The 1,662-nt window shown below is 67.7% G+C and carries 1 protein-coding gene; it reads right to left on the bottom strand.

Annotated elements, in window-relative coordinates:
• Nucleotides 1-1,615: SDR family NAD(P)-dependent oxidoreductase (locus ABD329_RS47690; protein WP_344318269.1), on the bottom strand; the 1,615-nt coding region annotated here is incomplete at its 3' end.
• Nucleotides 1,616-1,662 lie beyond the last annotated feature (47 nt).

Here is a 1,662-nt window from a genome sequence, read left to right as displayed (position 1 = left end):
GCCACGCCAACCCATCCAAGAACGCGTTCGCCGCCGCATACGCCGACTGACTACCGCTCCCCCACACCCCCGCCACCGACGAGAACAACACAAAGGCTTCCAAGGACATATCGCGCGTCAGCTCATCCAGGTGGATGGCTCCCGCGACCTTCGCCCGCATCCCATCCTGAAGGCCCTGTGCGGTAAGTGAGCTCAACGCACCCCAGCTCGGTACTCCGGCGGCGTGGACGACCACGCGGAGGTCCGGCATGGTCTCGATCAGCTCAGCAACCGCGTCCCGATCGGCCACATCACATGCCACGACACGGGCCGATATGCCCGTGGCCGACAGTTCGGCGACCAGTTCCCGTGCTCCGGGAGCGTCCGCGCCTCGTCGGCTCGTCAACACGATCTCTTCGACGCCGGTATCCACGAGCCATCGGGCGACATGGCTCCCCAGGGCACCCGTTCCACCGGTGATCAGCGCGGTCCCCGACGCTTCCCAGGCGGTGGACGGTCCCGGGCCCGACGTCGTCGCACGGCTCAGCCGACAGCCCAACACCTCGTCGCCACGGATCGCTGTGTGGTCCTCACCCGTACCGCCCGAAAGCACCGAGCACAACAGACCGGAGGTTCGCTCACCCCATGCGCTGGGCAGATCAATCAGCCCGCCCCACCGCTCCGGATGCTCCAGCCCGATCACACGGCCCAAACCCCAGACGGCCGACGCATACGGATCCACCACATCCCCGTCCACCACACAGACCGCACCCCGCGTCACACACCACAACGGCGCATCAACCCCGGCCGCCCCGAGGGCCCGCACCAGCGCCACCGTCGCCTCGACCGACAACAACGACACCACACCAGCGACCGGCCCCGCGTCCAGCTCATCGATCGTTACGACACGCACCTCGGCGCCGGCGCCCCGCAGCGCGGCGACAACGTCCGTCTCCGCCTCATCCGGTTCGACCACCACCAACCACACGCCAGAGAGCTGCGAAGAAGGTCCCGCGACCGGGGTCCAGGTCAGCCGATACCGCCATGAGTCGATGACCGACTCTTCCTGCCGTGCCCTCCGCCACGACGCCAATGCGGGCAACGCGGCACTCAACGACTGCTCAGCATCAACCCCAAGAGCCTCCGCATCGCCACGCTCGACCGCATCCCAGAACGCCGCGTCCACCGCGCTCGTCGCAGGCTGAGCAGCGGCCGGTTCCAGCCAGAACCGCTCACGCTGGAAGGCATACGTCGGCAAATCAACCCGCCGAGCACCCGGAAACACCGCATCCCAGTCGACCTCGACACCCCGGACGTACAGCCCACCCAAAGCAGCCATGACGGTCAGAGGCTCCGGACGGTCCCGGCGCAGCACCGACACACCGTCGCCATCGGCCAGCGCGGACAACGTGCCGTCCGGCCCCAGCTCCAGGAACGAAGTCACACCCTGCTCGCGGAGGGTGTTGAGCCCATCGGCGAACCGGACCGTCTCCCGCACATGCCGCACCCAGTACTCCGGCGAGCAGAGCTCTTCACCGGCCACCGCACCCGACACGTTCGATACGACGGGCACGCTCGGAGCACGAAACTCCACGCCTCGAAGCACCTCGCCGAACTCCGCGAGCATGCCGTCCATACGAGCCGAATGAAACGCATGACTCACCCGCAACCGCCGCGTCCGCA

This window comes from Streptomyces javensis, from assembly GCF_039525925.1.
Taxonomy (GTDB): domain Bacteria; phylum Actinomycetota; class Actinomycetes; order Streptomycetales; family Streptomycetaceae; genus Streptomyces; species Streptomyces asiaticus.
The sequence above is the reverse complement of the archived record's forward strand: the minus strand, read 5'-3'. Positions and strand labels throughout refer to the sequence as shown.